Source organism: Kribbella sp. NBC_00382 (assembly GCF_036067295.1).
In the GTDB taxonomy this organism is placed as follows: Bacteria; Actinomycetota; Actinomycetes; order Propionibacteriales; family Kribbellaceae; genus Kribbella.
The window spans coordinates 70,504-93,482 of the sequence record NZ_CP107954.1 but is presented as its reverse complement, the minus strand read 5'-3'; the positions used below and the strand labels follow the sequence as shown (position 1 = coordinate 93,482).

Sequence of the window (22,979 nt, the reverse complement as noted above, 5' to 3'; positions counted from 1 at the left end):
CGTAGTACGGGTTGCCCGGCAGTTCACCGACCGTCGTCGGCTGCGATCTTGGCGTCGATCTCGGCCTTGCGTATCACCCAGCGCGCGGTGAGGGCTTCGACCTCTTCCTGGATGAACTCGATGAAGCCGATGGACGCGCGGATCCGCCGGTTCGCCTCGGTGGCGGTACCGGTCACCGGCAGCATCTGCCGGAGAATGTCCTCCCAGCGACCCAGGCCGCGATCCTGGCTCACCATCGACTGGAACCAGAAGTCGTCCTGGACCACATAGACGTCGCGCCGGCTGCCGGGCTCGCGCTCCCGGGTCACCAGCCGCAGCTGCAGCAGGTAGTTCACGGCCCCGGAGATGGCGGCCGGGCTCGCCTTGAGCAGTTCGGAGAGTTCGGCGGCGGTCAGGCGACCGTCCTCGCTGACCAGGACGGCGGCGAAGGCCCGGGCAGACATCCGCGGCCAGCCCATCTCGGCCAGTACATTGCCGAACTGCTCGGCGTACCGCTGGACGGCCTCGTCATCTCGTTCCATCGCTGCACTCACCGCCCCATCATCTCCTCCCGGCACCGAAAAACCTGGCGCGTGAGAAATCCGTTAGTAAGATTCACAAACTTCTGAATGAAGTGTACGTTATGAAACATGACATCAGCCATAGTGGTCTCCGGACTGCACAAGTCGTACGGCAGCACGCACGCCCTCGACGGTCTCGACCTCGATGTCGCGACCGGTGAGGTGCATGGCTTCCTCGGCCCGAACGGCGCCGGGAAGTCCACCACCATCAGGGTCCTGCTCGGCCTGCTGAAGGGTGACGAGGGCGACGTCTCGCTGCTCGGCGGCGACCCGTGGCACGACGCGGCGAAGCTGCACCGGCGGCTCGCGTACGTCCCCGGTGATGTGAACCTGTGGCCGAACCTGACCGGCGGCGAGGTGATCGACCTGCTCGGCCGGCTCCGCGGCGGGCTGGACCCGAAGAAGCGCGACGACCTGCTGCGCCGGTTCGATCTGGACCCGACCAAGAAGGGCCGGACCTACTCCAAGGGCAACCGGCAGAAGGTCGCGCTGGTCGCGGCGCTCGCCTCGGACGTCGAGCTGCTGATCCTGGACGAGCCCACCTCCGGCCTCGACCCGCTGATGGAGGAGGTGTTCCGGCAGTGCATCGAGGAGGAGCGGCACCGCGATCGCACCGTGCTGCTGTCGAGCCACATCCTGTCGGAGGTCGAGGCGCTCTGCGACCGGATCAGCATCATCCGGCGCGGCAAGGTGGTCGAGACCGGCACGCTGGGCGACCTGCGGCACCTCACTCGTACGTCGATCCAGGCCGAGCTGGCCGGTTCGCCCAATGGGCTGGCGCAGCTTCCCGGAGTACACAGCTTGGATGTCGAAGGAAACCGGGTGCGCTGTGAGGTCGATACCGCGCAGCTCGACGGTCTGATGAAGCAACTCGCGGCGAGTGGGATCAAGAGCCTCGTCGCCCAGCCGCCCACGCTGGAGGAGCTGTTCCTGCGGCACTACGAAGACGACGCGGCGCCCGAGCCAGTGGCGGCCTCGCGATGAACGACTTCGCTGGTACTTCGACCCTGGTGCGACTCGCCCTGCGGCGGGACCGGGTGCTGCTGCCGGTGTGGATCCTGGTCTTCGTCTCGATGGCCGCGGGCTCCGCCAAGGCGTCGATCGACCTCTACCCGGACGTCGCCTCGCGCGTCTCCGCGGCCAACACGACCAACTCGTCACCGGCCCTGGTCTCCTTGTACGGAAGGATTTTCGACCCCACCTCGCTGGGAGAGGTGTCGCTGTTCAAGCTGACCGCCTTCGGTGCGCTGCTGGTCGGCCTGCTCGCGGCGATGCTGGTGGTCCGCCACACGCGCGCCGAGGAGGAGAGCGGCCGGCTCGAGCTGCTCAGCGCCGGAGTGCTCGGCCGGTACGCCGCGTTGACCTCGGCGCTGATCATCTCGGCGGGCACCGTGATCGTGCTCGGCCTGCTGACCGCGCTGAGCCTGATCGGTACCGGTCTGCCTACCGCCGGCTCCTTCGCCTTCGGCCTCACCTGGATCGTTGCCGGGCTCGCCTTCGCGGGAGTCGGGGCGTTGTCGGCTCAGCTGACCGAGGGCGCCCGGACGGCCAATGGCGTCACCGCTGTTGTGCTGGGCGTCAGCTACATCCTGCGCGCGGCGGGCGATTCGGCCGCTGACGGTGGTACGCGCTGGATCTCCTGGTTGTCGCCGATCGGGTGGGCTCAACAGATCCGCCCGTACGCCGGTGACCGGTGGCTGGTCGCGCTGCTTCCGCTGGCCTTGCTGGGGCTGCTGATCGCCGCCGCCTTCGCGTTGCTGCGTAGTCGCGACATCGGGGCCGGGCTGGTGCGGCCGCGGCCGGGGCCTGCGACTGGTGCTCGGTCGTTGCGCTCGCCGCTCGCGTTGGCTTGGCGGCTGCATCGCGGGTCGCTGTATGCGTGGGGATTCGGCTTCCTGCTGCTTGGGTTCGTGGTCGGCAACATCGCCTCGAACGTCGAAGGTTTTGTCACCAGCGACAGTGCTCGCGACATGGTGGAGAAGCTTGGTGGGGTGAACGGGATCACCGACGCGTTCCTCTCGACCGAGATGGGGATTCTCGGGCTGCTTGCCTCGGCGTTCGGAGTACAGGCGGCTCTGCGGCTCCGGTCGGAGGAGACGGCCTTGCGTGCTGAGCCTTTGCTGGCAACGGGGGTCAGCCGCTACCAGTGGTTGGCCAGCCACGTACTGATGGCTGTGCTTGGTACCGGCGTACTGATCCTCGTCGGCGGCCTTGGCTCCGGCATCTCCAGCGGCGCCTCCCTGAACAACATGGGCCGCCAGGTGCCGCGCATGCTTGCTGCGGCGGCCGTGCAACTCCCCGCGATCTGGCTCGTCACTGCCTTGGTCGTGCTGCTCTTCGGGCTGGCCCCCAGGCTGGTCACCGGAGCGTGGGCCCTCTTCGGCGCGTTCGTCCTCCTCGGCCAGTTCGGTCCGCTCTTCGACCTGCCCCAAGGCCTGATGGACATCTCGCCGTACGCCCACACGCCTCGCCTTCCCGGCGGGGACTTCTCGGCCACTCCCGTCATCGTTGTCGCCGCGATCGCCGCCGCACTCCTGCTGACCGGCGCCACCACCTTCCGCCGCCGAGACATCGGCTGAGGTCGGGTAGAAGCTTGGCGCTGGTCTGAGGGGTTCAGCGCCAGCGGCCCGCCCTGGGGTCCTCCCCGGGGCGGGCCTTCTTCGCGCGTCTACGATCACGGGGTGAAACTGGCGCTGAGTGAACGGCCCGAGTCGTTCGTGGACTTCTGGACCGAACGGCATCTGTGTGTCCTCAGCACGGTGCGCGGAAACGGGACGGTGCACGCGACGCCAGTTGGGGTGACGCTGGACCTCAAGACGGGGATCGCCCGAGTGATCTGCTCCGGAACCTCACAGAAGGCGCGGCTGATCGGTGTCACCGGTGCCGCGGTCGCAGTCACCCAGGTCGATGGTCGACGCTGGTCGACCCTGGAAGGCCGGGCGGTCGTGAACGACGACCCCGAAGCCGTCGCCGACGCCGTACGCCGCTACACCGAGCGCTACAAACAACCCCGCGAAAACCCCCTGCGCGTAGCCATCGAAATCACCGTCACCAGGATCCTCGGCAATGCCTGACCCCCTCACCGTCATAGGCCTCGGCGCCGACGGCTGGCCCGGCCTGTCACCCACCGCCCAACAAGCAATCACCACCGCCGAAGTCCTCCTCGGCAGCACCCGCCAACTAGCCCTCATCCCCACCACCCCGCCACCCGAGCCATCCCCACCCGCCCACCCGGGCAAGCCTTCCGCCACACACCCGGGCGAGCCCTCCGCCGCCCACGTCGGCTCGGCCTCCGCCGACCACGCCGGTCCCGCCGGCTCGTCCGCTCTTCCCGCGAACAGCGCCGAAGGCGATGTGAGCGGTGGGCAGGTGCGGGTTGCTTGGAGTTCGCCGTTGTCGGAGTCATTGACTGGGTTGCTGGCTACTCATCGGGGGCGGCGGATCTGTGTGCTGGCCAGTGGGGATCCGACGTTTCATGGGATCGGGACGACGTTGACGCGGATGCTGGGGGCGGAGGCGGTGCGGGTGATCCCGCATCCGTCGAGTGTTTCGCTGGCTTGTGCTCGGCTGGGGTGGCCGCAGGATCAGGTGCAGGTGGTCAGCCTGGTGGGGCATCCGCTGGAGCTCGTCCAGCCGCACGTGCAGCCGGGGCGGCGGCTCGTCATCCTGAGTTGGGGTGCGCAGACGCCGGCAGAGGTCGCGGAGTTGCTGGTCGGGCGCGGGTACGCCGGAAGCGCGTTCACCGTGCTCGAGCAGTTGGGGTCGGAGGATGAGCGCGTACGTAGTACCAGGGCTGATGAATGGAGCGGCGAGGTCGACGCGCTCAACGTCATCGGGGTCGACTGCAGAGCGGACGACGGCGCGACCTTGTTGTCGACGGCGCCGGGGTTGCCGGATTCGGCGTACGAGAGTGACGGGCAGTTGACCAAGCGCGAGGTGCGCGCGGTGACGTTGTCGCGGCTGGCGCCGGTACCGGGGCAGTTGCTCTGGGATGTCGGCGGCGGCGCGGGCAGCATCGCGATCGAGTGGCTGCGGCATCACCCGAGTTGCCGCGCGGTCGCGATCGAGCAGGACCCCGACCGCGCCAAACGCCTCGACCGCAACGCCGCGACGCTCGGAGTCGCCGTCCGTACCGTCGTCGGCGCCGCGCCCGTCGCGTTGGAAGGCTTGGAGTCGCCGGACGCCGTATTCGTCGGCGGCGGCGCGACCGTCCCCGGCGTGATCGAGACCTGCTGGGAGGCGTTGCGACCGGGCGGCCGGCTCGTCGTCAACGGCGTGACCCTGGAGACCGAGGCGCTGATCGCCCGCTGGTACGCCGAACTCGGCGGCGACCTCGTCCGCCTGGCCGTCCAACGAGCATCCGCCGTAGGCACAATGACCGGCTGGCGCCCCGCCATGCCCGTCACCATCTGGAGCATCACCAAATGACCGTGCACCTGCTGGACGATCACCTAATGACCGTGCACCTCTGGAGCGTGATCGGATGACCGTGCATTTCATCGGCGCGGGTCCGGGCGCCGCCGACCTGATCACCGTGCGCGGCCGCGACCTGATCGCCGCCTCACCCGTCTGCCTGTACGCCGGTGCGCTCGTCCCACTCGAACTCCTCGACCACTGCCCGGTCGGAGCCCGCAAGGTCGACACCGCCGAGTTGAACCTCGACCAGATCATCGCCGAGCTCGCCACCGCCCACGAGTCCGGCGCCGACGTCGCCCGTCTCCACTCCGGCGACCCCTCCGTCTTCAGCGCGATGGCCGAGCAGATGCGCCGGCTCGACGCCCTGGAGATCCCGTACGACGTGACGCCCGGCGTACCGGCGTACGCGGCAGCCGCCGCCTCCCTGGCCCGCGAACTCACCGTCCCCGAGCTGGGCCAGACCGTCATCCTCACCCGCATCGGCGGCCGAGCCACCGCCATGCCTCCCGGCGAAGACCTGGCCACCCTCGGCGCCAGTCAAGCCACCCTCGTCCTCCACCTAGCCGTCCAGCAGATCGATCGCGTAGTAGAGGAGCTGACCCCCAACTACGGCCCCGACTGCCCGGTAGCCGTAGTAGCCCGCGCCTCCCGCGACGACGAACTCATCCTCCGTGGCACCCTCGCCGACATCGCCCCCCAGGTCCACACCGCCGGCATCCGCCGCACCGCCGTCATCCTGGTCGGAAAGGTGCTCTCAGCAACAGCCTTCCGCGACAGCCACCTGTACTCGACCACCCGAGACCGTGCCTGACCACCTCCGGGCGCTCAAGGCGGTAACAAACCTGCACCCAGCGACGAGAAGTTTCCGTCCTGATGCCGACGGCCCGGATCGCCACCACACACCAACGTGCGTCAATCGCCCGCCAGCTTGGCCGATTGAGCGGTGGGTCGGCGCTGCGGTGCGCGAGCGAGCGAGGTTGGTGTGTGGTGGCGGTCCGAGGGCTGGGGAGCTGACGGCCGCGTGAGGGTCTTGCTGCTCGGTGGTACCGGGGAGGCGCGGCGGTTGGCGGAGGTACTGGCCGGGGAGCATGACGTGGTGTCGTCGTTGGCTGGGCGGACGGGGGAGGCGCGGCTGCCGGTGGGGGAGGTGCGGCAGGGCGGGTTCGGTGGGGTTGCCGGGCTCACTGCGTGGCTTGATGAGCAGGGGATCGAAGCAGTCGTCGATGCCACTCACCCCTTCGCCGCCACCATGACCGCGCACGCAGTGGCGGCCACTAGCGCTCTGGGCCTTCCCCTGCTCGTACTACGTCGCGCGGGCTGGCAGGAGCAGCCAGGGGACAGGTGGCATTGGGTTGCTGACGCCGTGGAGGCCGCTGGCTTGCTGCCTGGGCTCGGGGAGCGGGTGTTCCTCACCACTGGCAGGCAGGGCCTGGGTGACTTCGCCGGGACCGGGCTGTGGACGCTGGCGCGCTGTGTTGACCCGCCAGAGCCTGTGCCCACCTGGTGCGAGCTACTGCTGGATCGAGGGCCGTATGAGCTGGGTGCTGAGCTTGAGCTGCTGCGGGCGCGGCGGATCGACGTACTGGTCACCAAGAACAGTGGTGGCGAGATGACTGCCGCCAAGCTGACGGCGGCTCGCGAGCTGGGCATTCCGGTCGTACTGATCGAGCGCCCGCCCCTCCCCGCAGGTGTCGCGACGGTGGAGACGGCAGCCGAAGTACAGGCCTGGCTCGCCAGGTAACCGGGGTCGGCCGGTGGGTTGGCCAACCGGGTGATCAGCCGGACGGAGTACCGCCGGTAGATTGTCGTTTCATGGGAATCCAGATCGCACCCAGCATCCTGGCCGCTGACTTCGCCAGGCTCGCCGATGAGGCAGCGGCGGTGTCGAACGCCGACTGGCTGCATGTCGACGTGATGGACAACCATTTCGTCCCGAACCTGACCCTGGGCATGCCCGTCGTCGAGTCGCTCGCCAAGGCCGCGGCTCAGCCGATCGACTGCCACCTGATGATCGAGGACCCGGACCGCTGGGCTCCCGGGTACGTCGAGGCGGGCGCGTCGAGCGTCACGTTCCACATCGAGGCCTGCCGTGCCCCGATCCGGACCGCCCGCGAGATCCGCGCCAAGGGCGGCCGGGCGGCGATGGCGCTCAGGCCGGCCACCCCGATCGAGCCGTACGAGGACATCCTGTCCGAGTTCGACATGATCCTGATCATGACCGTCGAGCCCGGTTTCGGCGGCCAGAAGTTCCTCGACGTCTGCGTCCCGAAGATCCGCCGCACCCGCGACCTGATCGCCAAGCACGGCCTCGACCTGTGGATCGAGATCGATGGCGGCATCTCCGCCGACACCATCGAACAATGCGCCGAAGCCGGCGCCGACGTCTTCGTGGCCGGCTCAGCCGTCTACAGCGCCGACAACCCCAACCTGATGGTCGACCAGCTCCGCTCTCTGGCCGCCGACGCGAGCAAGCTCGACGAAGGAGTGCAGCGATGACTGAGCACAAGCCGGTTGAGAGCTGGTTGACCGACATGGACGGGGTCCTGGTTCATGAGGAGCGGGCGATCCCGGGGGCCAGTGAGTTCATCGGGTCGTTGCAGGAGTCGGGCAAGAAGTTCCTGGTACTGACCAACAACTCGATCTTCACGCCGCGGGACCTGCGGGCGCGATTGCTTGCCGGGGGCATCGATGTGCCGGAGCAGGCGATCTGGACGTCGGCGCTCGCCACGGCCCAGTTCCTGGATGACCAGCGGCCGGGCGGTACGGCGTACGTGATCGGTGAAGCCGGGTTGACGACGGCGCTGCACGAGGTCGGGTACGTGCTGACCGAGCGGGCGCCGGACTACGTCGTACTGGGGGAGACGCGGACGTACTCGTTCGAGGCCATCACCCGGGCGATCCGGCTGATCGCCGATGGTGCGCGCTTCCTCGCCACCAACCCCGACCCGACCGGCCCGTCGACCGAGGGCCCGCTGCCGGCCACCGGGTCCGTGGCTGCGCTGATCACGCGGGCGACCGGCGTCGCGCCGTACTTCGTCGGCAAGCCGAACCCGCTGATGATGCGCAGCGCGCTCAACCGGATCGAGGCGCACTCCGAGACCTCGGTGATGATCGGCGACCGGATGGACACCGACATCATCAGCGGGCTGGAAGCCGGGCTGCGCAGCATCCTGGTGCTGTCCGGTTCGACCGGCGAGCACGAGGTCGAGCGGTTCCCCTACCGCCCGACCCGGATCGTCGAGTCGATCGCTGACGTCGTACCGCTGATCGCCTCAATGTCCTGAGCAGGGCACCAACCGGAACGCGTAGCCGCGCGCCTTGAGGGTCCGCAGGATCGTCGGGAGCGCGGCGACCGTCTGACTGCGGTTGCCGCCGCCGTCGTGCAGCAGGATGGTCGAGCCGTTGCGGACCGACCCCAGTACGCGCTGAGTGATCACCTTGGTGCCCGGCCGGGACCAGTCGCGCGGGTCCACGGTCCACAGCCGGATCGTCTTGCCGAGGGCGGCCGCACGTCGTCTGACCGTGGTGTTCACTCCACCGTACGGCGGCCTGAGGCAGCGCGGCTGCGACTTGGTCTGGGCCCGGATATAGCGGTCCGCACTCTGCACCTGGGACCGGAAGGTTGCCGCCGACACCTTTCGCAGATCCGGATGCGAGTACGTGTGGTTCTGGACGCTGTGGCCCTGCTGGTGCACCTTGCGGGTGACGGCCGGGTACTTCCGGACGTTCATCCCGAGCTCGAAGAACGTCGCCTTCACCCCGTACCGTCGCAGGATGGCGAGGATCTGGGCCGTGTACGTCGGCCCCGGCCCGTCGTCGAAGGTGATGAACACGTACTTCGCCGCCACCGCGCCCCCGGGAGCGGCCGCGGTCGTTTGGCTGGCGACCTGTGGCCGGCAGGCCGTCGAGATCCCCGGCAGGGCGATCAGGGCGATCGTCAGCAGCAATCTGGTCATCCGACCGTGCCAGGCAGCCATCCGAACCCCCAGGCGTTGTGTACCTCCACCATCGGCCGCCCGGCCCGATTTGGCTAGAGCACCTGCGACAGGAACTGCTGAAGCCGGGGCGACTCAGCCGCGGTGAACAGCTTCTCCGGTACTCCGGACTCCACCACGACCCCGCGATCCATGAACGCCACCTGGTCGGCCACCTGGCGCGCGAACCCCATCTCGTGGGTCACCACGATCATCGTCATCCCGGCGCCGGCGAGGTCGGCCATCAGCGCGAGCACGCCCTTGACCAATTCGGGGTCGAGTGCCGACGTGGCCTCGTCGAACAGCATCACCTCGGGCTTCATCGCCAGCGCCCGGGCGATCGCGACTCGTTGCTGCTGGCCACCGGAAAGGTTGCCGGGTCGCGCTGACTCCTTCTCCTTCAGTCCGACCAGTTCGAGCTGCTCCCGGGCCGCTGCGACGGCGCCTTCGGTGGTCAGCTTCTTGATCTTGCGCAATGGGAGAGTGATGTTTTCCAGTACCGTCTTGTGCGGGAACAGGTTGAAGTGCTGGAACACCATCCCGATCCGCCGCCGCAACTCGTCCGGGTTGCTCCGCAGTACCGACTCGCCGCCCAGCTTGATGTCGCCGGCGGCCGGTTCGAGCAGTCGGTTGGTTGCTCGCAGCAACGTTGACTTGCCGGAGCCGGACGGTCCGATCACGCAAGCGGTCTTGCCGGCCGGTACGGCGAGGTCGACGCCGCGCAGTACCTTGTTCTTGCCGAAGGCAAGCTCGATACCGGTGAGCTCCAGGCTCGCCGCGTCCTCAACGAATGTCGGCATGGGCGAGCTCCTCGACCTCGAGATCGGCGGGACGGCCTTCGCGCAGCCGCTTGTCGAAGTAGTTGACCAGGTGGGTCAGGGGCACGGTGATGATCAGGTAGAAGATGCCCGCGAGCAGCAACGGCGACAGGTTGCCGTTGGTCGCGGCGGCATCCTGGCCGATCCGGAACAGCTCGCGCTGGCTGGCGAGCAGGCCCAGGAAGTACACCAGGCTCGATTCCTTGATCAAGGCAATGAACTGGTTGACCAGGGCGGGCAGCACCCGGCGGACGCCCTGCGGGATGACGACCAGCCACATACCGGAGCTGTGCGTGAAACCGAGCGCCCGTGCGGCCTCGAGTTGGCCCTTCTCCACGCTCTGGATCCCGGAGCGGAAGATCTCGCCGATGTACGCCGCCGCGATCAGCGACAGCGCGAGAATGCCCAGCGGGTACGGGTTCGGGCCCCACCAGTGCCTGGTGATGGGCGACAACCCTTGGCCGATCAGCAGGATGGTGAGGATCGCCGGCAGGCCGCGGAAGATGTCCGTGTAGACCTTCGCAGGCCACCGCAGCCACCACCTGCGGGACAGCCCCATGACCGCCACGACCATGCCGAGCACAGTGCCCAGCACGACCGAGGCGGCCGCGAAGATGAGGGTGTTGACCAGGCCTACCTTGAGCATCTCGGGCAGGACTGCCTTCATCGACTCCCAGTCGAGGAAGGTGTCGTTCAGGGTGGACCAGATGTCCATCAGCTAGCTGCGGGAGCGGTTGCCTTGGGGGCGGTGAACTTCACGGTCCCGCTGCCAGGCTTGAAGGTCGCCGGTACGGCGCGGCCGGGGTAGTACTGCTCGACGAGCTTGGTCCAGGTGCCGTCGGCGATGACCTCGTCGAGGGCCTTGTTGACGGCCTCGCGCAGCTTGTCGTTGCTCTTGGCCACGGCGAACGCGGTCGGCGCCGAGCTGAGCTCCTTGGCGGCCAGGATGACCACGCCGCCGCCCTGCTCCTTGGCCATCTTCTCGCCGATCTCGGCGGGGGAGATCCACGCGTCCGCAGTACCGGCCTTGAGTTGGCCGACGGCCGCGTTGTAGTTCGGCACGCGGACCGGGTTCAGGTTCTTCTGGGTCGCGTAGTCGTCCTGGACGGTGCCCTGGACGACGACCACGCGCTTGCCCTCGAGCTGGTCGAACTTCGTGATGCCGGAGTCCTTGGTGGTGTTCAGGCCGAGGTACCCGAAGTCGTAGCCATTGCTGAAGGCAACCGTCTTCTTGCGCGCCTCGGTGATCGTGATGGACGAGCTGCCGAGGTCGAACTGGCCGCCGTTGACCTGCGAGAGCAGCGCGGAGAAGTCGGTCCCGACGAACTCGGGCTTCAGGTTCAGCTTCTCCGCGACCGCGCTGATCAGGTCGTTGTCGAAGCCGGTGAACTTGCCGTCCTTGACGTACACGTTCGGCGGCGCGTCGGTGAGCGTCCCGATCCGCAGCGTGCCCTTCTGGAGCAGCCCCAGATCGGGGCCCGAGGCATCGGACTTGTCGTCACTGCCACAGGCAGCGAGCGCAACGGCCAAAGTGATGGCTGTACCGACGGCGGCGAGGCGGCGGAAGGCGCTGATGGCGCGCACGGGTGTCTCCTTAGAACGGTCGGGAACGGTGGGGTTGGCCCACAGAAGGACGCTAACGCCGCTGGCGACCGGCGAATTCCGCCCTGACACCGGATGAGACGGGTCCGGAATGTCTAGCTGAGTCATGGTATATGTGGCCGCTGCGATTCCCTTGCGGTGGGCAACTAGTAGCTGTTGCCGTGCTCAAGATCACACCGGGCGTGCGGCTCACTGGGTGGAGCGGAGGGTGCGCATCTTGGCGCGAGCACCGCAGCTGTTCATCGAGCACCAGCGGCGACGGTGACTGCGACTGGTGTCGACGAACAGCAGGGTGCAGCCCGGGTCCTCGCATTCACGAATCGATCCTGCATCAGGACCGGACAGCAGTTCGATCCCGTCGCGAGCGAGAGCAGCCAGTACTTCGGAAGCGGTCGGCTGGGGGTCGCGCCGACGCAGGGGAGTGGCACGGACCTGAGTGCGCCCGATCGCGAGGGCTGGAGCGGGGGTTTCGCGGGCTGCCCATTCGTTGACTAGATTGACGTCCGCTCGACGGAGGGGCCCTCGGTTGAGGGTCGCCATCGTCAACGTGTACAGGGCTTCCCGTAGTACCCGGGCTGCTTTCAGGTCCGCCTCGTCCGTGGAGATCGAGCCCAGGCCGGCCAGCTCCACCCAGTGCGCGAGGTCTTCCGGAGTACGGAGGCGTTCGAGCTTCTCCGTACTCCGCTTGCCGAGGGTGCTCACGAAGTTGAGCGTGACCCGCCCGCCGACGAAGGGGAACGCGGCGGTCATCAGCTCGCCCGGGTGCGCGCGCTCGTCAATTCGTACAGGATGCTGTTGATCGGCGTCGGCGTCCCCGACGCCCGCCCGAGCCTGACCACCGCGCCGGTCCACGCCTCCAGCTCGGACGGCTTGCCGGAGTTGATGTCGCGCTGCAATGAGGTCGTGCCCGCGTCGGGCAAGCTGTCGAGGAATGCGATGGTGTTGTCGACGGTATCGGCCGGCAGTTCGACGCCGGTTGCCTTCGCGAGCTGCTTGATCTCGTTCATGCTGTCGACGATGAGTTGGCGGATGCCCGGACGGCTACGCAGTACGCCGTACGGAGCATCGGCGAGCGTCGCGACGGCGCCGAACGACCCGAGCGCGAGAAACTTGCTCCAGAGCGCAACCCAGACGTCGTCCGGCACAACCGCGGTCAGCCCCGATTCCTGCAGCGCATCGCGCAGCCGATCGACTCGCTCGCTCGCGTGGTTGTCCCACTCCCCGAACGTGAGCTTGCCCAGCCCACCGATATGCCGCACGCGCCCCGGCCCATCGAGAAACGCGACCACCTCGACCGCACCCGGAAGCACCGCCTCCCGCCCGGTTACATCCGCAACCTGCTGAGGCGCCTCAACCCCGTTCTGCGTGGTGACCACGGCCGTGTTCGGCCCCACCAGCGGCCCCAACTGCGCGATCGCCGCCGGGAGCTGCCAGGTCTTCACCCCCAGCAACACATAGTCGACCTCCCCGATCTCCGCCGGATCGTCCGTCGCCACCACCGTCTCCAGCGCGAAGTCCCCCGCAACACTCTCAACCGTGAGGCCGCTCTTTCGCAGAGCCGCGAGGTGCTCGCCACGCGCAACAAATCGCACATCATGCCCGGCTTGCGCCAACCGCCCGCCGAAGTACCCACCTACGCCACCCGCACCCAGCACAGCCACCTTGATCGTCATATTTTGGATGTTACCAGTCAAACCGGTAACACGTGCGCCGCCGTCCACAGGCCGGCCCGCGCTGTGGACAACCTGACCGAATCCGGCCATTCAGGAATCCCTTATAGATAAAGGCTTCCCGGCTTCGAAACTGTCGGTGGCGGTGTCTAGTGTTGTGTCCATGGAGATCTCGCAGCTACGACCCGCGTACCTCCAGAGCGACAGTGAAGTACTGGTCACTCTGGACACGGTCGAGGCTGCCCTGAACACTCTTGGCTCCTACCGTCTCGAACTCCTCGGCGAGGTCGAGTCCCGCGGCCTGGCCAAGGAACTCGACGCCCGCAACACCATCGAACTCCTCGAACTACGCCACCGCCGCGACCCCGCCAACACCCGCAGTGACCTCAAATTCCTCAAGAACCTCCCCAACTACCAGGCCGTCACCGCAGCCCTCGCTGTGGTCGTGGCCGGCGAAGACCCGACCGGCCTCACTCCGGACCACGCGAAAGTCATCGTCACCACCCTGGAGAAAGCACCCTCGACCGTGCCCGCCGAGACACTGCGGGTCGCCGAAGAACAGATGATCGAAGCCGCCCGCCACATCACGCCCAGTGGTTTGCGGGATTTCGGCCGTCAGGTCCTGGACCGCCTGGACACCGACGGCCCGGAACCGGCTGAGGAAGAGGCGTACCGCAACGAGAAGCTGTGGATCCGTCCCGTCGACCACGGCGTGAAGTTCGGTGGCTACCTGGCCGGCGCCAACGCCGAACTGTTCAAGACCGCGATCCACGACCTGGCCAAACCCCACCGCACCGTCGACGGCGAACTCGACCCGCGCTCCCACGAAAAGCGTCAGGCCGACGCGTTAACCACAATCCTGGACATCGCCACCGGCGCCGACCCCACCACTGGCGTCCCCGGCGTGCCGCATCTGACCGTCACCATCGACTTCACCGACCTGAAGGCACTGACCTCGGCCGCCGTCGGTGAACTCGTCTTCGGTGACAACATTTCCGCCTCCGCCGTGCGGCTGCTCGCCTGCGACGCAGCGGTGTTGCCGATCGTTCTCGGTACTGATTCTCAGCCGTTGGATGTGGGGATGGAGTACCGGTTCGTCACCCGCTACATCCGCCGTGCCTTGAATCGCCGCGACAAAGGCTGCGTCATCTGCAAAGCGCCCCCGTCGCATTGCCACGCCCATCATGTTGTGCATTGGATCGACGGCGGCCCGACCTCGATCCAGAACCTGGTGTTGCTGTGCGGCGCCCACCACCGCGCCGTCCACGCCGGCCACTGGTCGGTCACCGTCACCGCAGGCGTCGTCCGCATCACCCGCCCCGACTGGACCATCCCGACCCCCGCCAACCCCAACCCGTGGCTAACCCAGCTCCCCCTGAACACCACGAACCTCAACACCACCGATCCCCGCGCCGCCCACGCCCCCTCCGCCAGTGCCAAGGCATGGATGGCCACCGCCTCGTCCACAGGATCAGCACCAGCCCGGTCTGCCGGCAGCACTACGCCTCACCCCGACCGCCCACGCTCGCCCCACACCGCGACGGCCTTCTCCCCAGCCGCCGCTTCGGTGATGTCCCCGGCAGCCGCGGGCCTGTCCTGGCTAACCCCCGAATACGCCGCCAGCCTCAACCCCTGGGGCGAATCCGGCACCCCCTCCGCCGGCCCGTAGCCCGCCCCGCACCACGGCCGCCCCCGAACCCCGGCGTCCGCACCCCACAGCGTCCACCGCCCATCGGCCCGGACGCTCACCCCCATGCCCACGTGCCAAGGCCATCCGAACTTCTGCCCAGTACCAGGCGTCGGTGGATGATGGAGGTGGCCAAATTGCTGAACTACGGCCTGGACGTGTCCTGGTCCGAGCCCGACCTCGTACTGCCCGACCTGATCGCCGAAGGCGACGACCTAGACGCCCTCGTATCAGCCCAACCCGACTGGACCAAGCCCACACCGGCGCCCGGCTGGACCATCGCCCACCAGATCGCCCACCTAGCCGCAGCCGACGCAAACGCACTCATCGCCCTGCAAACCCCAGACGCATTCGACGCCGTCCTAAAGCAAACAGAAGCTGCAGGCCCCCAACACGCCGACCTCGAAGCCGCCGCCGGAGCCGCCCAACCGCGATCAGCCCTCCTCCACCAATGGCGCACCGGCCGAGCCGACCTGGGGGCAGCCCTCCGCGAAGTACCGCCGGACCATGAGTTCCCCTGGTACGGGGCACAGCTGACCCCAGCCTTGATGGCCCCCCTCCGCCTGATGGAAACCTGGGCCCACGGCCAGGACATCTACGACACCCTCGACGCAGTCCACCCTCCGACGACCCGCCTCAAGCACGTCGACTCTCTGGGAGTAATCGGACGGGAGTTGTCGTTCTACGCTGCCCAGCTACCTCTCCCGCCAGACCCATTCCGCGTAGAACTAACCGCCCCCGACGGCCAAACCTGGACCTGGGGCCCAGAATCCGCGGCCCAACGCATCCAACGCACAGCCCTCGACTTCTGCCTCCGAGCCACCCACCGCAGATCCCGCCCCGAAACCACCCTCACCGCCATCGGCGAAGACGCCAACAAGTGGCTAGAGATAGCCCGCGTCTTCCTCTGACCGCGGGCGATTGCGCCAGCCAAGCGAGGACCACCAAGACTGCCCCGGCGAACCACCGACAGAAGCCGCCTGGATCCCGGCGCGAGCGGGCAAATCAGCCATCCACGCGGGCGCAGCCGGTACGGCGGAGTCGTTGGAGCCTGAGTGGTAACTAACTTGCACCGAGCGGCAACTAGTTTCCGCCTAGCCGGACTGCCCGGCGCCTAACCCCGGGCAGTCGGGGAGTTGTCGCGGCGACGACAGACCTGCGGGTCACGGCCGGCCGTCACGCCCAGGCGCGGTCGCTTGCGCTCGTTGCGACCGGCGCCGCGGCTCCGCCCGGGGACCAACCCACTCCATCCGGGGTTGTGGATGAGGGCCAGGCGTAGAACTCCGGGACTTGAGGGTGGGTCGCGGAGCGCCGGTTCAACGGATAGCACCCGGCTCGGGCACCCATCGAGCTGCCTCGCCTGTGGTTTGGGTGGGATCAGGCGAGCCTCTAACGAATGCGTGGTGGATCCGCCCGCCGTGACGCCCTCCGCTTGGGGCTCAACCCTCCAGCTCGGGGGTTGCGGCTGGGGCCGGGCGTCGGCTCCGGGACGCGGGTCCGAGTGACCGAGCGCCAGTCCGACGACCCGCAACGTCGTGCGGGCACACATCGGGGCTGCCCCACCTGTGGTTCGGGTTGGCACCATTCGCTAGCCCGGGGCGCGAGTCGGGGTGGGCGCATGTCCCGGTTGGGCGGGTGGATCGTGGGTCCGCTACGCCTTGAGAGCCGCCACACATGTGGTTCGGGTGCGCACAAGACGCTGGCCCGGGTGACGAGTCGGGGTGGAGGCATGCGCGGTGTGGCGGGTGGATGGTGGGTCCGGTACGCCGTGAGGGTGCCACGCATGTGGTTCGGGCGGGCACCATTCGTCAGCCCGCATGACGAGTCGGGGTTGGTGCGATGTCGGGTATCAGGATGTGACCCAGATCCTGGTGGTGGTTGGGGGGCGTGGCACACTCGTAGTACGAGTGAACCCACTCGCGTGCTCCGGGGTCGGTGTAATTCCGAGCCGGCGGTTATAGTCCGCGACCCGGTCGAAGCTTTATCTCGGCCGGTTGACCTGGTGGAATTCCAGGACCGACGGTGAAAGTCCGGATGGGAGGCGCACGCGGTCGGCGGGTGCGCTCCGACGTCCGGTCGCGGCTGAAGTCCAGCTGCTCCCGAGCGACGGGTCCGCGCGTGCGCCGGTTGTCATGGCCCCGGTGTGCGTCCGTGACAACGAGGGACCCGTCAGTGAAGAACGCTTCGCCGATCGACATCGCTTGGATGCGCCGTGCCGTCGAGCTCGCCGCGCGCGGCGTCGGCAGCACGCATCCGAACCCGGTCGTCGGTTGTGTCATCACCGGCCGGGACGGACATCCGGTCGGCGAGGGTTTCCACGCCTACCCGGGTGGCCCGCATGCCGAGGTCGAGGCGCTGCGGATGGCCGGCGACCGCGCTCGCGGCGGTACCGCGTACGTGACGCTGGAGCCGTGCAACCACACCGGCCGCACCGGTCCGTGCGCGGATGCACTCATCGCGGCCGGCGTCGCCAAAGTCGTGTACGCCGTACCGGACCCGAACAAGCAGGCCGCCGGCGGCGCCGAGAAGCTCCAGTCGAAGAACATCAGCGTCGTACAAGGCGTCCTCCAGGACGAGGCCGAGGCCGTGAACCACGTCTGGCTGCACAGCGTCCGCCAGGGCCGCCCGTTCGTCACCTGGAAGTTCGCCACAACCCTCGATGGGCGATCAGCCGCCAAGGACCGTTCGAGCAAGTGGATCACCGGCCCGCTGGCCCGCGCCGACGTGCACAAGAAGCGCGCCGAGTGCGACGCGATCGCGGTCGGCACCCAGACGGTACTGACCGACGACCCCGAACTGACCGTCCGCGACGAGCACGACAAGCCCGCCGCCCGGCAGCCGCTCCGCGTCGTCGTCGGCGACCGCGAGATCCCAGCGACGGCCAAGGTGCGCAACGACCGCGCCGAGACCCTCCTGCTCCCCACCCACGACCCCGCCGAAGTACTGCGTCAGCTCGACGACCACCAGATCAGGCACCTCTGGCTCGAAGGCGGCCCGACGCTGGCGGCCGCGTTCCTGCGGGCCGGCCTGGTCGACCAGATCGTCGCGTACGTCGCGCCCGCGGTGCTCGGCTCCGGCTTCTCAGCCATCGGCGACCTGGGCGCGGAATCGATCGACCAGCTAAAACGCTTCAACCTTGCGGACGTCACTCGCCTCGGCGACGACGTGCGGCTCACCCTGACTCCCCTGGGAGGGAAATAACCATGTTCACCGGCATCATCGAAGAGCTCGGTACGGTCGAAGCCCTCGACCTGCTGGACGGCGACGCCGCCCGGCTGACCATCCGTGGGCCCAAGGTGACCGAGGACGCCGGCCACGGCGACTCGATCTCGGTGAACGGCTGTTGCCTCACGGTGATCGAGCACGGCGACGGCACCTTCACGGCCGACGTGATGCGCGAGACCCTGCAGCGCACCAGCCTCGGCGGCGCCGAGAAGGGCTCCCGGGTCAACCTCGAACGCGCGGTCACCGCCCACGCCAGGCTCGGCGGGCACATCGTCCAGGGCCACGTCGACGGCACCGGTACGATCGCCGGCCGCGAGCCCGCGGAGCACTGGGAGGTCGTCCGGATCTCGGCTGGGCCAGAGATTCTCCGGTACGTCGCGGAGAAGGGCTCGATCGCCGTCGACGGTGTCTCCCTCACCGTCACCGATGTGGACGACAGCACCGGAACGTTCGGGATCAGCCTGATCCCCACCACCCTCGAGCTGACCGTGCTCGGGACGAACAAGATCGGCGACACCGTCAACCTCGAGGTCGACGTGATCGCCAAGTATGTCGAGCGCCTGCTCACCGCAGGCACCACCGGCCGCGCCACGGCACCGCAGTCGGCGGCTGAGCTTGCTGGAGGCAAGGAATGAACTTCTTCGACTGGTTGCTGCACTCGCAGGTGACGATCGGCGGCTCGCCGGTCCTGGTCCGGGAGATCGTCGGCAACGTCTTCGGGCTGGCCAGCGCGCTGTTCGGCATGCGCCGACTGGTGTCGGCCTGGCCGGTGGGCATCGTCGGCAACGTCTTGCTGTTCACGGTTTTCGTCGGCGGGCTGTTCGATACCCCGCAGGACAAGGACCTCTGGGGCCAGGCCGGGCGGCAGGTGTTCTTCGCACTCGTGAGCCTCTACGGCTGGTACCGGTGGTACCAAACCCGCCACGCAGGCGCCGCGAAGGGTGTGCAGCCGAAGTGGGCGACGACCCGTCAGCGGATCGAGCTGCTGGGCGTGGCCGTCGTGCTTTACGCGATCGCCTACCCGGTACTGAAGGCGCTGGGGTCCTGGGGACCGCAGTGGGATGCGTGGATCCTGACCGGGTCGATCCTGGCGACGTACGGGATGGCGCGCGGATTCGTCGAGTTCTGGCTGATCTGGATCGCGGTCGACGTGGTCGGCGTACCGCTGCTCGTGCAGGCGAAGTTCTACCCGTCCGCGACGATGTATGTCGTCTACGGGCTCTTCTGTGTCATCGGATTCGTCTCGTGGTGGCGGATCCAGAACCGTGAGTCGGCCGCGGCCACTCCTGAGCCAGTGACGGTGGGCTGACCGATGGGCGAAGTACTCAAGCTGGACACGATCGAGCATGCGATCGACGAGATCCGGGCCGGACGGCCGGTGATCGTGGTCGACGACGAGGACCGCGAGAACGAGGGCGACCTGATCTTCGCGGCCTCCAAGGCGACCCCGGAGCTGCTGGCGTTCCTGATCCGGTACAGCTCCGGCGTGGTCTGCGTCCCGATGGAGGCGGCCGAGCTCGACCGGCTAGGCATCCCGTTGATGACGCCGCACAACCGTGAGCGGCTGCGCACGGCGTACACGATCTCGGTGGATGCCCGCGACAACGTCACCACCGGCATCTCGGCGGCGGACCGGGCGCGGACGATCCGGGTGCTCGCGGATTCGGCGTCCGAGTCGTACGACCTGGTACAGCCCGGCCACATCTTCCCGTTGCGGGCGCGCGAGGGCGGCGTACTGGTACGTCCCGGGCACACCGAGGCGTCGCTGGACCTCACCAGGCTGGCCGGGCTGCGGCCGGCAGCGGTGATCGCCGAGCTGGTCAACGACGACGGGACGATGAAGCGCGGGGGAGACCTGCGGACCTTCGCCGACGAGCACGGGCTGGTGCTCGTCTCGATCGAGGACCTGATCCGGTACCGGCGACGGACCGAGAGCCAGATCCAGCGGGTGGCGACCACGACGCTGCCGACGCAGTACGGCGATTTCGTTGCCCACGGCTACCGGAACACGATCGACGGTACCGAGCAACTGGCGCTGGTCCGTGGCGAGCTCGGTGACGGACCGGTGCTGGTGCGGCTGCACTCGGAGTGCCTGACGGGTGACGTGTTCGGTTCGCAGCGGTGTGACTGTGGTCCGCAGCTCGACGAGGCGATGCGCCAGGTCGCGGCCGAGGGCGGCGTGGTCGTGTACCTGCGCGGGCATGAAGGGCGGGGGATCGGGCTGCTGCACAAGCTGCAGGCGTACGAGTTGCAGGACGCCGGTCGCGACACGGTTGACGCCAACCTGGATCTCGGGTTGCCCGCGGACGCTCGCGACTACGGCACCGGCGCGCAGATTCTGGCCGATCTGGGGATCACCTCCGTCAAGCTGCTGACGAACAACCCGGCCAAGCTGTCCGGTGTGCAGGGCTACGGCATCGACGTTGTCGAGCGCCGCGGCATCACGATCGACCCGACCGAGCACAACCTGCGGTACCTGACGACCAAGCGCGACCGGATGGGCCACCACTTGCCCACCGGTACTGACGAGAACGGAGCCGTTTGATGTCGGGCAGTGGAGCACCCACCATCGAGATCCCGCAGGCTGAGGGAGTCCGGGTCGCGGTCATCGCGGCACAGTGGCACCCGAAGGTCACCGACTCACTGGTCGCGGGCGCGGAGCGAGCGCTCGCCGACTCGGGAGTGACCGATTTCAAGGTGATCCGGGTTCCCGGGTCGTTCGAGTTGCCGGTCGCGGCGCTGCACGCGGCGAAGGCCGGGTACGACGCTGTTGTCGCGCTCGGCGTGGTGATTCGTGGTGACACGCCACACTTCGAGTACGTCTGCCAGGCGGCGACCGATGGGCTCATGCGGGTCGCTGTCGAGACCGGCGTACCGGTCGGGTTCGGTCTGCTGACCTGCGACAACGACCCGCAGGCACTCGATCGCGCGGGCCTGCCGGACAGCCGCGAAGACAAGGGCTACGAGTCGGCTCAAGCAGCCCTCGCGACCCTCGTCGCCACCCGCGCCCTGTAGCCCGGAGGCGCGACCTTGAACACCAAGCGGCGACCCTGAACAAGTAATAACGTGTTCAAGGTCGCCGCTTGATGTTCAAGGTCGCCAGAGTTGGCGGGTCAGGCCGTGCGGGTGTGGCGCATTTTCCAGTTGCTCAGCCAGGTCTGGCCGTTGTCGGTGGAGAAGAGTTGTTCCCAGGCGGCGTGGGTGGTGCCGGGGGTCCAGACGAAGCGGACGTCGATCGGTTGGCCGTTCCACTCGTCCGGGCCCTCGAAGACGCCCACGCCATCGTTGCCGAAGGCACCGATCACCGGGGTCTCCAGGGTGCCGCGCAGGCTGTTGATCCAGTGAATGGACCAGGTCTCGGCCGCCGGGTTGTAGAGCCGTAGTGTCGCGCCACGGAATCCCTCGGTCGGGTACCAGCCCTCGTCGAAGCTGATCGCGCCGTCGAAGTACGAGTAGACCTTCATCTTCGAGGCCAGCTCGTACCACTCCGACGGCTCGCCCAACGCCGGCCGGCGGCGTTCGTTGTGCATGTCCCACTCACCGACCAGGAAGTCGAAATCGCTGCTGGGCTTGGGGATGTCGACCCGCGGTGGCTCGGTCGAACGCCGGGTGAAGTCCATCGTCCAGTTCACCTCCCAGGTCGCGCCGCCGTCCTCGGAGAACGACTGCTCCCAGTGCGCCGTCGTCTCGGTGACGTCCGACCAGGCGTAGCTGACCAGGATCGGCTTGCCGTCGAGCTCCTCTTCGCCGGTCAGCCAGCAAGACTTCCCGTCCTCGGCCCAGCGCCCCTTCACCGGCGGATAGAGCTCCATCGACTTGCTGTTGATCCAGTAGATGGTCCAGTCCCGCGACACCGGGTCGAAGAGCCGCACCGACATCCCGTACGACGCTTTGCCCGGGAACTGCATCTCGTCGATGCTGATCGCCCCGTCGAAGTGGGTCCGAGCGGTGCACGTGCCGTCGTAGCTCTGCCAGTCGTCGCTGCCGACGAACACCTTGTTCAGGGTCCGGTGCCGCACATCGAAGTACCCGTTGAGGAAGTCGAAGTCGCTGGTCACCTTGGGGAACATCCGGGTGAAGGTCATCGACCAGTTGCTCTCCCAGGTCGCGCCGCCGTCGGCCGAGAAGAACTGCTCCCAGACCGGTACTTCGCCCTTCGTCCACCGGAACCGGACATCCACGGGCTGCCCGTCATGCGTGTCCGGGCCCTCCAGGATGCCGACCTCGTCCGCGCCGAAACCGCCGTACACGGGTGGCTCCAGTACACCGCGCTTGCTGTTGATCCAGTAGATCGCCCACGCGCCCGCCTCCACGTCGTACAGGCGAACCGTCATCCCGTCGAAGTCCTCGGTCGGGAAGAAGGTCTCGTCGATGGAGACCGCGCCGTCGAAGAGCGTGTAGGCCTCGGCCGTGCCCGGGTACTCGCGCCACTCGTCGCTGCCGGTCAGCGGGGCGAGCAGCTGGCGGTGTTGCACGTTCCAGGAGCCGACGAAGAAGTCGAAGTCGCCGGTGACCTTCGGGGCGTCGATGGCCGGCGGTTCGGTCGATCGCCGGGTCAGGTCCATCGTCCAGTTGGTCTGCCAGGTCTCGCCGCCGTCCTCGGAGTACGCCTGTTCCCAGTGCGCGGTCGTCTCGGTGACGTCGGACCAGCGCAGCCGGACGGGGATCATCCGGTCGCCGAGGTCGTCCTCGCCGTACAGGGTGCAAACGCCGTCCGACCAGCCGCCGCGGACCGGCGGCTGGAGCTTGCCGGTCGTGCTGCTGACCCAGTAGACCGTCCAGTTCTGCTCGACCGGGTCGTACAGGCGAAGTGACATCCCGTACGCCGCTTTGCCGGGGAACCGTGCCTCGTCGACGCTCACTGCGCCGGCGTGATGGGTCCGGCCGGTGTGGGTGCCGGCGTACTCGTCCCATGCGCCGGTCGGCGTGAGGACGCGATGCGCGACGTCGAAGTGGCCGTTGAGGAAGTCGAAGTCGCCGGTGACCTTGGTGATTGTGCTCATGGGGTAGAGCCTCTCGCTGATACC

The 22,979-nt window shown here is 67.9% G+C and carries 23 protein-coding genes and 1 riboswitch; of the genes, 15 read left to right on the top strand and 8 right to left on the bottom strand.

Annotation, left to right across the window (positions count from 1 at the left end):
• Window positions 1-23 precede the first annotated feature (23 nt).
• Window positions 24-533: a GbsR/MarR family transcriptional regulator gene (locus OHA70_RS00415; RefSeq protein ID WP_328327230.1), complete on the bottom strand. Its 510-nt coding sequence runs from the start codon at window positions 531-533 to the stop codon at window positions 24-26.
• 96 nt (window positions 534-629) lie between these two features.
• Between OHA70_RS00415 and OHA70_RS00410 the strand changes: the two genes are divergently transcribed.
• The 8 genes from OHA70_RS00410 to OHA70_RS00375 all read left to right on the top strand — a co-directional run bounded on the left by OHA70_RS00410 (window position 630) and on the right by OHA70_RS00375 (window position 8,260).
• Complete coding sequence (locus tag OHA70_RS00410; RefSeq protein ID WP_328327228.1) at window positions 630-1,544, top strand: ABC transporter ATP-binding protein; 915 nt, start codon at window positions 630-632, stop codon at window positions 1,542-1,544.
• A complete protein-coding gene (locus OHA70_RS00405) occupies window positions 1,541-3,139 on the top strand; it encodes an ABC transporter permease (protein WP_328327226.1) in 1,599 nt (532 codons plus the stop codon). Before OHA70_RS00410 ends, OHA70_RS00405 begins: the two co-directional genes overlap by 4 nt.
• Window positions 3,140-3,241: 102 nt before the next feature.
• On the top strand, window positions 3,242-3,634 hold the full coding sequence (locus OHA70_RS00400; protein ID WP_328327224.1) for a pyridoxamine 5'-phosphate oxidase family protein: 393 nt from the start codon (window positions 3,242-3,244) through the stop codon (window positions 3,632-3,634).
• A complete protein-coding gene (gene cbiE, locus OHA70_RS00395; protein ID WP_328327222.1) occupies window positions 3,627-4,988 on the top strand; it encodes a precorrin-6y C5,15-methyltransferase (decarboxylating) subunit CbiE in 1,362 nt (453 codons plus the stop codon). The genes OHA70_RS00400 and cbiE overlap by 8 nt, the downstream gene beginning before the upstream one ends.
• Window positions 4,989-5,043: 55 nt before the next feature.
• Complete coding sequence (gene cobM, locus OHA70_RS00390; protein WP_328327220.1) at window positions 5,044-5,787, top strand: precorrin-4 C(11)-methyltransferase; 744 nt, start codon at window positions 5,044-5,046, stop codon at window positions 5,785-5,787.
• Between the two features lie 210 nt (window positions 5,788-5,997).
• Entirely contained in the window at window positions 5,998-6,717 is a 720-nt protein-coding gene (locus OHA70_RS00385; protein ID WP_328327218.1) for a cobalt-precorrin-6A reductase, read from the top strand.
• 71 nt (window positions 6,718-6,788) lie between these two features.
• Window positions 6,789-7,472: a ribulose-phosphate 3-epimerase gene (rpe, locus tag OHA70_RS00380; protein ID WP_328327216.1), complete on the top strand. Its 684-nt coding sequence runs from the start codon at window positions 6,789-6,791 to the stop codon at window positions 7,470-7,472.
• Window positions 7,469-8,260, top strand: a complete 792-nt coding sequence (locus OHA70_RS00375) for an HAD-IIA family hydrolase (RefSeq protein WP_328327214.1) — start codon at window positions 7,469-7,471, stop codon at window positions 8,258-8,260. Before rpe ends, OHA70_RS00375 begins: the two co-directional genes overlap by 4 nt.
• On the opposite strand, the gene OHA70_RS00370 is transcribed toward OHA70_RS00375, so the two are convergent.
• The 6 genes from OHA70_RS00370 to OHA70_RS00345 form a co-directional block, all read right to left on the bottom strand.
• On the bottom strand, window positions 8,249-8,932 hold the full coding sequence (locus tag OHA70_RS00370; protein ID WP_328327212.1) for a polysaccharide deacetylase family protein: 684 nt from the start codon (window positions 8,930-8,932) through the stop codon (window positions 8,249-8,251). The genes OHA70_RS00375 and OHA70_RS00370 overlap by 12 nt on opposite strands.
• A 74-nt stretch (window positions 8,933-9,006) precedes the next feature.
• Window positions 9,007-9,750, bottom strand: a complete 744-nt coding sequence (locus OHA70_RS00365; RefSeq protein WP_328327210.1) for an amino acid ABC transporter ATP-binding protein — start codon at window positions 9,748-9,750, stop codon at window positions 9,007-9,009.
• Window positions 9,734-10,483, bottom strand: coding sequence for an amino acid ABC transporter permease (locus OHA70_RS00360; RefSeq protein ID WP_328327208.1), 750 nt, complete (start codon window positions 10,481-10,483; stop codon window positions 9,734-9,736). The genes OHA70_RS00365 and OHA70_RS00360 overlap by 17 nt, the downstream gene beginning before the upstream one ends.
• Entirely contained in the window at window positions 10,483-11,352 is an 870-nt protein-coding gene (locus OHA70_RS00355; protein ID WP_328327206.1) for an ABC transporter substrate-binding protein, read from the bottom strand. Before OHA70_RS00355 ends, OHA70_RS00360 begins: the two co-directional genes overlap by 1 nt.
• A gap of 207 nt (window positions 11,353-11,559) precedes the next feature.
• The gene (locus OHA70_RS00350; protein ID WP_328327204.1) at window positions 11,560-12,120 is read right to left on the bottom strand and encodes a CGNR zinc finger domain-containing protein; all 561 of its coding nucleotides are present in this window, start codon (window positions 12,118-12,120) and stop codon (window positions 11,560-11,562) included.
• Entirely contained in the window at window positions 12,120-13,043 is a 924-nt protein-coding gene (locus tag OHA70_RS00345) for a 2-dehydropantoate 2-reductase (RefSeq protein ID WP_328327201.1), read from the bottom strand. The genes OHA70_RS00350 and OHA70_RS00345 overlap by 1 nt, the downstream gene beginning before the upstream one ends.
• A 160-nt stretch (window positions 13,044-13,203) precedes the next feature.
• Between OHA70_RS00345 and OHA70_RS00340 the strand changes: the two genes are divergently transcribed.
• The 7 genes from OHA70_RS00340 to ribH all read left to right on the top strand — a co-directional run bounded on the left by OHA70_RS00340 (window position 13,204) and on the right by ribH (window position 20,967).
• The gene (locus OHA70_RS00340; RefSeq protein ID WP_328327199.1) at window positions 13,204-14,709 is read left to right on the top strand and encodes an HNH endonuclease signature motif containing protein; all 1,506 of its coding nucleotides are present in this window, start codon (window positions 13,204-13,206) and stop codon (window positions 14,707-14,709) included.
• Window positions 14,710-14,855: 146 nt separating this feature from the next.
• Window positions 14,856-15,638 (top strand): TIGR03084 family metal-binding protein, encoded by a 783-nt coding sequence (locus tag OHA70_RS00335; RefSeq protein ID WP_328327197.1) that lies wholly within the window; start codon window positions 14,856-14,858, stop codon window positions 15,636-15,638.
• A gap of 1,007 nt (window positions 15,639-16,645) precedes the next feature.
• Window positions 16,646-16,777: riboswitch (FMN riboswitch) on the top strand.
• A gap of 122 nt (window positions 16,778-16,899) precedes the next feature.
• Entirely contained in the window at window positions 16,900-17,928 is a 1,029-nt protein-coding gene (ribD, locus tag OHA70_RS00330) for a bifunctional diaminohydroxyphosphoribosylaminopyrimidine deaminase/5-amino-6-(5-phosphoribosylamino)uracil reductase RibD (protein WP_328327196.1), read from the top strand.
• A gap of 2 nt (window positions 17,929-17,930) precedes the next feature.
• Window positions 17,931-18,587, top strand: coding sequence for a riboflavin synthase (locus OHA70_RS00325; RefSeq protein ID WP_328327194.1), 657 nt, complete (start codon window positions 17,931-17,933; stop codon window positions 18,585-18,587).
• Window positions 18,584-19,261: a nicotinamide riboside transporter PnuC gene (pnuC, locus tag OHA70_RS00320; RefSeq protein ID WP_328327192.1), complete on the top strand. Its 678-nt coding sequence runs from the start codon at window positions 18,584-18,586 to the stop codon at window positions 19,259-19,261. The genes OHA70_RS00325 and pnuC overlap by 4 nt, the downstream gene beginning before the upstream one ends.
• A 3-nt stretch (window positions 19,262-19,264) precedes the next feature.
• Complete coding sequence (locus OHA70_RS00315) at window positions 19,265-20,497, top strand: bifunctional 3,4-dihydroxy-2-butanone-4-phosphate synthase/GTP cyclohydrolase II (RefSeq protein ID WP_328327190.1); 1,233 nt, start codon at window positions 19,265-19,267, stop codon at window positions 20,495-20,497.
• Window positions 20,497-20,967, top strand: coding sequence for a 6,7-dimethyl-8-ribityllumazine synthase (gene ribH, locus OHA70_RS00310; RefSeq protein WP_328327188.1), 471 nt, complete (start codon window positions 20,497-20,499; stop codon window positions 20,965-20,967). The genes OHA70_RS00315 and ribH overlap by 1 nt, the downstream gene beginning before the upstream one ends.
• A gap of 98 nt (window positions 20,968-21,065) precedes the next feature.
• On the opposite strand, the gene OHA70_RS00305 is transcribed toward ribH, so the two are convergent.
• The gene (locus OHA70_RS00305; protein ID WP_328327186.1) at window positions 21,066-22,955 is read right to left on the bottom strand and encodes a hypothetical protein; all 1,890 of its coding nucleotides are present in this window, start codon (window positions 22,953-22,955) and stop codon (window positions 21,066-21,068) included.
• Window positions 22,956-22,979: the final 24 nt, after the last annotated feature.